This is a genomic window from Polaromonas sp. UBA4122, assembly GCA_002381615.1.
Lineage (GTDB): Bacteria > Pseudomonadota > Gammaproteobacteria > Burkholderiales > Burkholderiaceae_C > Polaromonas.
Window position 1 is genome coordinate 24,042 of the sequence record DFWY01000064.1, and the last position, 6,984, is coordinate 31,025.

The 6,984-nt window shown below is 57.4% G+C and carries 4 protein-coding genes and 1 pseudogene; 1 reads left to right on the forward strand and 4 read right to left on the reverse strand.

Annotation, left to right across the window (positions count from 1 at the left end; genetic code table 11):
- Positions 1 to 32: 32 nt before the first annotated feature.
- The 4 genes from mutS to B3F77_RS08235 all read right to left on the reverse strand — a co-directional run bounded on the left by mutS (position 33) and on the right by B3F77_RS08235 (position 6,451).
- Positions 33 to 2,615: a DNA mismatch repair protein MutS gene (gene mutS, locus B3F77_RS08220; protein ID WP_293604489.1), complete on the reverse strand. Its 2,583-nt coding sequence runs from the start codon at positions 2,613 to 2,615 to the stop codon at positions 33 to 35.
- 353 nt (positions 2,616 to 2,968) lie between these two features.
- Positions 2,969 to 4,414, reverse strand: coding sequence for a hybrid sensor histidine kinase/response regulator (locus B3F77_RS08225; protein ID WP_349678399.1), 1,446 nt, complete (start codon positions 4,412 to 4,414; stop codon positions 2,969 to 2,971).
- 158 nt (positions 4,415 to 4,572) lie between these two features.
- Positions 4,573 to 6,036 carry an ATPase domain-containing protein gene (locus B3F77_RS08230; protein WP_293604492.1) on the reverse strand — a complete coding sequence of 488 codons (1,464 nt, stop codon included), beginning with the start codon at positions 6,034 to 6,036 and terminating at the stop codon, positions 4,573 to 4,575.
- Positions 6,029 to 6,451: a hypothetical protein gene (locus B3F77_RS08235; RefSeq protein WP_293604490.1), complete on the reverse strand. Its 423-nt coding sequence runs from the start codon at positions 6,449 to 6,451 to the stop codon at positions 6,029 to 6,031. Before B3F77_RS08235 ends, B3F77_RS08230 begins: the two co-directional genes overlap by 8 nt.
- A 342-nt stretch (positions 6,452 to 6,793) precedes the next feature.
- On the opposite strand from B3F77_RS08235, the pseudogene B3F77_RS08240 reads away from it, so the two are divergent.
- Positions 6,794 to 6,984 (forward strand): annotated as a pseudogene (locus B3F77_RS08240) (hypothetical protein); the annotation flags it as partial.

A 6,984-nucleotide genomic window follows, 5' to 3' on the forward strand; every position in this document is an offset into this window, starting at 1 on the left:
ATTCAGGAATGTGGGTTCACGGTTTCAGCGCTTCAGGCGGGGGCGGACAGTTTTTTTAGCCGGTAGAGCGCATCCAGCGCTTCGCGTGGGCTTAGCGCGTCAGGGTCTATGGTACCCAATGCCTTGTCCACGGCGCTTTGCTCGGTCGTGGCCGCTTGCGGCGGCGCGGCAAACAGGTCCACCTGGGCGCGCGTTTGGTTTTGCTGGGTTTCCAGCGCATTGAGAGCATGCCTGGCATGGTTGACGACGGCTGCAGGCACGCCAGCCAGCTTGGCAACGGCAATCCCGTAGCTCTTGCTGGCGGGGCCGGGCTCGATGTGGTGCAAAAACACGATGTCTGCGCCGGACTCGACTGCGCTGACGTGCACATTGATCGCCCCATGGTGCTGGGCCGGGAATTCGGTCAGCTCAAAGTAATGCGTGGCAAACAGCGTGAACGCCTGCGATTTGTTGTGCAGGTAGGCGGCAATGCCGCCAGCCAGCGCCAGGCCGTCGAAGGTGGAGGTGCCGCGGCCGATTTCATCCATCAGCACCAGCGAATGCGGCGTGGCGGCGTGCAGGATCTGCGCGGCTTCGAGCATCTCCAGCATGAAGGTGGACTGCGCGTTGGCCACATCGTCGGCCGCGCCTATGCGGGTGTGGATGGCGTCAATCGGCCCGAGCCGGCAACTGCTGGCGGGCACATAGGAGCCGACGCTGGCTAGCAGCACAATGAGCGCCACTTGGCGCATGTAGGTTGATTTACCGCCCATGTTGGGGCCGGTAATCACCTGCATGCGGCTTTTGCCGGTGAGGCTGCAGTCATTCGCGATGAAGGCGCCGCCGCCTGTTTCGGCCAGCCGCGCCTCGACCACCGGGTGGCGGCCCTGGGCGATGTCAATGCAGGGTTCTTTGACAAACACCGGCGCGCACCAGTTGAGCGTGAGCGAGCGCTCGGCCAGCGCGCAGAGCGCATCGAGCGAAGCCAGCGCGCGCGCCAGCCGGCTCAAGGCGGGAATGAAGTCCTGCAGCTGGTCGAGCAACTGCTCGTACAACCACTTCTCGCGCGCCAGCGCCCGCTCCTGAGCCGACAGGGCCTTGTCTTCAAAGGCCTTGAGCTCGGGTGTGATGTAGCGCTCGGCGTTTTTCAGGGTCTGGCGGCGGCGGTAGTCGTCGGGCACCTTGTCCAACTGGCCCTGCGTGACCTCGATGTAAAAGCCATGCACCTTGTTGAACTGCACGCGCAGGTTGGCAATGCCGGTGCGGGCTTTTTCACGGCCCTCCAGGTCGAGCAGAAATGCATCGCAGTTGGTCTGGATGGCACGCAACTCGTCCAGGTCGGCGTCGCAGCCGTGGTTAATGACGCCGCCGTCGCGAACCAGCGCCGCCGGTTCGTCAAGCACATAGCGCCCCAGCAGCGCAGCGCAGCCGGGTGGCGGCTGTAAATCTTCAAAAATAGTGGTCAAAAGTGCTGCTAGCCGAATATCCACGGGCGCAAGCAGCTCTGCTTTTTGTAGCGTTCCCTGTAGCGCCACCAACTCGCGCGGCCTGACTTGGCGCAGCGCAATGCGGGCGGTGATGCGCTCGACATCGCTGCAGCCCTTGAGCTGGGCGCGCAAGCTTTGCTGCGAACCTCCGCGCAACTGTGCAATCGCTTCGAGCCGTGTGGCGGCTTGGGCGCGGTCGCGGCGCGGGCTGAGCAGCCAACTTTTCAGCGCGCGGCTGCCCATGCCGGTGGTGCAGGTGTCGAGCAGTGAAAACAGCGTGGGTGAGTCTTCGCCGCGCAGGGTTTGGGTGAGTTCCAGGTTGCGCCGCGTGGTGGGCGGCAGCTCAATCAGCTCGCCCGAGCGCACCACCTGCAGGCCCTGAACATGGGGCAGGGCGCGGCCTTGCGTGTGTTCGGCGTAGCCCAGCAGTGCCGACGCGGCTGCGTGGGCTTCGTTCAGGCCTTCGGCGTTCCAGGCCGCCAGCGAGACCGCCTTGAGCTGCTCCAGCAGACGGCGTGCGCCCAGTGCCGCATCAAATTGCCAGGCCGGGCGGGCGCTGGCCGCGCAGCGCTGAGCTTTCAGGCGCTGCTCAAAGGCGGGCGTGACGTCCACGTTGTACAGCAGCTCGCTGGGGTTGACGCGGGCCAGCCAGGTTTCCAATTCATCATTGGTGCATTGGGCCAGATGAATCTCGCCCTGCGTCACGCTGAGCCAAGCCAGGCCGCAGGTGTTGCGGCTGCCCTGGTGTATGGCCAGCAGGATGGATTCGGTTTTGTCGTCGAGCAGTTCGGCATCTAGCAGCGTGCCGGGCGTCACCACACGCACCACCTTGCGCTCGACCGGCCCCTTGGCTGTGGCCACGTCGCCCACCTGCTCGCAAATCGCTACCGACTCACCGAGCTTGATGAGTTTGGCCAGATAGCCCTCAAGGGAATGAAAGGGAAAGCCGGCCATGACCACCGGCTCACCGGCCGACTGACCGCGCCGTGTCAGCGTGATGTCGAGCAGCCGCGCGGCTTTTTCGGCATCGGCAAAGAAGACTTCATAGAAATCGCCCATGCGGTAGAGCACCAGCGTGTCGGGGTACTCAGCCTTGATGGCGAGGTACTGGGCCATCATTGGAGAATGTGGTTTAACGGTGTCAATCATTAGATGAAGTCTATCAACATCAAATAAGACTTCAGATTGCTGCCACCTCCCATTCAATTGGAGATCATTCGCTCGTATTCAACTGCTCGAAAATTATGGCATTGACGGTCCGGACGTCCATCAGATATCTTTCAGACACATGTTCCTCGATGTCTGCTCTTATCCTGGGAGCGGTCGCTCAGTCGCGAGTCATTTTCGACCAGCTCCATGAACTGTCATTGTGCTCGCACTGTTGGCGCCGGTTGACTATTGAGTAGTACCTGCGCCGATTTGACTGTCACCAGTGATTATCAAATCGTATCCCTGGTCAATTTCCGATTGGAAGCAACACACTGGCATTAAGAGGATCGGCATTACCCACCATCACAGGGATGCTGGGTCAGTGCACCATCTAATTCTGCTTTCGAAAATTCCAGCGCCAGATCCAGTGCCGCCATGAACTCGTTGATTTTGATGGGCTTGGTGAGATAGCGAAAGAACCCTGCCGCCAAGCCTTTCTCGATGTCATGAGGCATGGCATTGGCACTGAGGGCCAGCACCGGGATGTGCTTTGTGGCCGGGTCATTGACCAAAATTTTCAGCACCTCGATGCCGCTGATGCCCGGCAGATTGATGTCCATCATGATCACGTCCGGCTGATGGATGCGCGCCAGCGTGATGCCGTGCATGCCATCCGTCGCACTCAACAAGCGCATATCGGGACGACGCGCGATGAGTTGCTCGACCAACTGCATGTTGGCCCGGTTGTCTTCGACATACAGCAGCGCGCGTAGCGCTGTACCCTGCTGAACTTGCGCTTGGAGTAGTGCAAACGGTTTGTCTGCCGCGCCGGCCAATTGGGGTGCGGCTACCAAGTTCAACTCGATCCAGAACACACTGCCATCCCCGACGGTGCTATCCGCGCCGATTTCGCCGTCCATCAACTCGACCAGCCGCTTGGCCACCACCAGGCCGATGCCGGTGCCTTCTTCGGCACCGGTTTCTTGCCCGAGACGATTGAAGGGTTGGAACAGTTGGGCGAGTTTTTCTGGGGGCAATCCTTCGCCGCGATCCTGCACACTGATCCGGATGCGCTTCGCGCTGATTGCGCGGCACGTCACATCGACTGTTCCGCCCGCGCGGTTGTATTTGATTGCGTTGGAAAGCAGATTGACGAGCACCTGCTTCACCCGGGTCCGGTCGGCATGGACAAAGTAAGGCCTATCGAGCTGGGGAAAGCTGACGTGGATATCGTTTTTTCGTGCCTGTGGATCGATCATGTTCTGGCAGTCGAGCAGCACGTCGGGCAGAGACATGGCTTCCATCGACAGCGACAGCTTGCCGGACTCGATCAACGTGAGATCAAGGATTTCGTTAATCAATTCCAGCAGATACCAGCCCGCATGGAGAATCTGGTCGATGCTGCCCTTTTGGGTGGGGGTTGGCAGCGGTGAGCCCGACTCCATGAGTTGGGCAAAACCGAGGATCGCATTGAGCGGGGAGCGCAACTCGTGGCTCATGCTGGACAGGAACTCCGATTTGGCGCGGTTGGCTTTTTCCGCCACTTGCCGGGCACTGTCCAGGTGAACACTGGCTGTTTTGACTTGTTCGGCCAGTTTGTGCGCTTCAATGGTGGCAATGACCAGCTTTTCGTTAGCTTGCTGCATCATCAGCGTCTGGTCGGCGGACGCTGCCTGTAGCGTCTCTGCCGCACGAATTTCCCGCTCGCGCAAGTCGACAGCATTCTCACGCAAATATGCGGCATCTTCGCGTGCCGAGACCAATTTCTCGCGCCTTAGCACGGCTGCTTCATCAGCCATGACAGCGCCTTCCCTGCGCGGGATATCTTTTTCGAGGATCGCTGGAACCTGGTATTGACGCTGGGTTGCCTCACCTGGTTGACCACGGCCATCGGTATCAGAGCCGACGTCATTGCCCTTTCTTTTCATTACGCCCTTCCATCAACTGATCGTTCTGGTCACGGGTTAATTTTTGGCCGGCCCGTCATGATTCCGTCATACTCGGACAAGGTCTCGCCAATAACGATGCCTTCGTCAGTGATTTCAAAGAGTCGAATGTCTTTGCTGTGTTCGCTGCCACGGACTTTAACGACCGAGATGACGCGTTTGAATTGCCCGGCGATTTCGATATAGCGCTGCACGATAATTGCGTCAGCGAGAAAAGCACTCCCAAAGGGACTGAAGCGCAAATCGGTATAGCGGTCTTCCAGTTCCGAGGTCATCAATATGGTCACGCCCATGCCCGTCAGCTCGGCAATCATCCGGTACAGCGATCCACGGAAATCTTCGCTAAATTCGGGTGCCAGTGCCAGCTCAAATCCGGACAAGGAGTCAATGACGACGCGCTTTGCCTTCATTCGATGAATCATGGCGATCAAATCATGCAAGGTTTCATCAATCGACAAATCCAGGGAGCGCGTGTCGATCACCCCAACCTGTCCCGCCTGGACCAGCGAATACAGCCTCCTGTTGCCCAGCATTTGGCTGGGACTTTTCTCAAACGCCGCAATCACACCGGGCTCGCCTCTGCGGGCGCCTTCGGCGAGAAATTCCGTCGTCAATATGGTTTTTCCGCAACCGGATGGCCCGACCACCAGCAGCGAATAACCCACAGGCAAGCCGCCGCCCAACATGTCATCCAGGCCGGGTATTCCCATTGCCACACGTGACTCAAGAGTGGATGCCCTGGTTGCCAACTCAGCCGATATGTCGTCTTTGACAATCGCACGCGGGAAAACCCGAATTCCTTCATCATCGATGCGGAACGTATGCAAACCCGGTGCCTGGGCTTGACCGCGCATTTTGACCACTTGCATCTTGCGCAGCATTGAATTGCGGTGCAAATTTTGCGACAGCCACAGAATGCCATCGGCCACGGTAAAGATGGGGCTCGACTCAGATTCTGGCAACAAATACTCACCGATCAAGAATGTTGTGGCCTGCCAGCTCGTCATTTGCATGCCCAGTTGTTGCACGAACCGCTGCAACTCGGATTCTCCCTGTTCATTCTGCTTTGCCGACCGCGCGACTGATCGAAACGAATCCACAAAAACCAGACTGGGCGCATAGGCTTTCACTTCTTCGCCAATGCGTGACAACACGCGGTCAAAATCTCCGTCCAGGAGATCTTCTGACAGGTTGACAAAGCGGATCGACTCATTGACTTTGTCGATATCAAAAAACGGAAACTGCTGTTGATAACGCAGCATCTTCAAAGCGGGTTCCCCGAGTACTGTGAAGAACAGTGCCCGATTATTCGGGTTGGCCAGCGAAAACATGATCTGGTGAGCGAGCGTGGTTTTTCCGCTTCCCGGCGTGCCCGCGATCAGGTTAAACGAGAATTCCGGCAGGCCACCGCCCAACAGGTTGTCCAGACCCGGTACGCCAGTTTTCAGGCGACGTATGCTTACCTTGCTACTCATTTTTGAACTCCTTGCCGGCCCTGTGTGAAGCGTCATCGCCCCAAGCCGAACGTAAAATACTGGTGGTTAGCTGTTCGCCAATCAACGAGACCAGAATGTCGGTGAAAGTGATCAGCAACAAATTGTTTGCTTCGCTGGCTTGCGCGGGCGTTTGTCCTTCAAGGCTCATTTTTAATCCCGCGAACCGTTGATCAGCCGGTGGTGGCAGTGGGCTGGCCGCGAGCCAGGGAAATGTTGACCGGGTAAGGAATATACTACGCACGTAAAGTGAATTGAAACCACCGTCACCGACGATCGAAATGATTTGGGTCGCCATCTGCTCCCATAAGTCAATCGCGGCATCAGCCACTTTTTCAGTGTGCTGTGCCACGAGACTATTAATTATTTGGTGCCGCAGCACGTCACTGGTTTCCATAAAAAATATCAAGAGACGTTCATTCAATGGCGTTGATGGTATGCACCAAGCTTACTAAAGGTTCAGTGTAAAGCATTCAGCAGATCAGGCGCGGTATAAGCGTCTCCGTCTCCTTGAGCGACGAAAGCTCCCTCAAGCAACGCCATTGGTCAGACCCTTCGAGTTGGGCAACTTTATTCTGCTTATGTGCGCCAGCGTACAAAGGCAGAACAAAACAATGCGTATCCTCCAGATTGTCATGTACTGCGATGGTTTTCATGCTGCGCGTGGAGATTTTTTTGATGCCAGTTCGTCAAGCGCGTTTCCCTTTCAGATATTTATCCGCTTTTATCAAAATAGACAATGGCAAAAACAAGAAAAAGTCAGACCCTCGAAAACCTTATCGCCAAGGCGGATGGAGTTACTGAAGCACAACACCAGGAAGCATTGCTCAAGGCCGGTGCTTTGCAGAGCGCGATTTTCAACAGCGCCAACTTCTCGAGTATCGCCACCGACGCGAAGGGCGTGATCCAGATTTTCAACGTCGGCGCCGA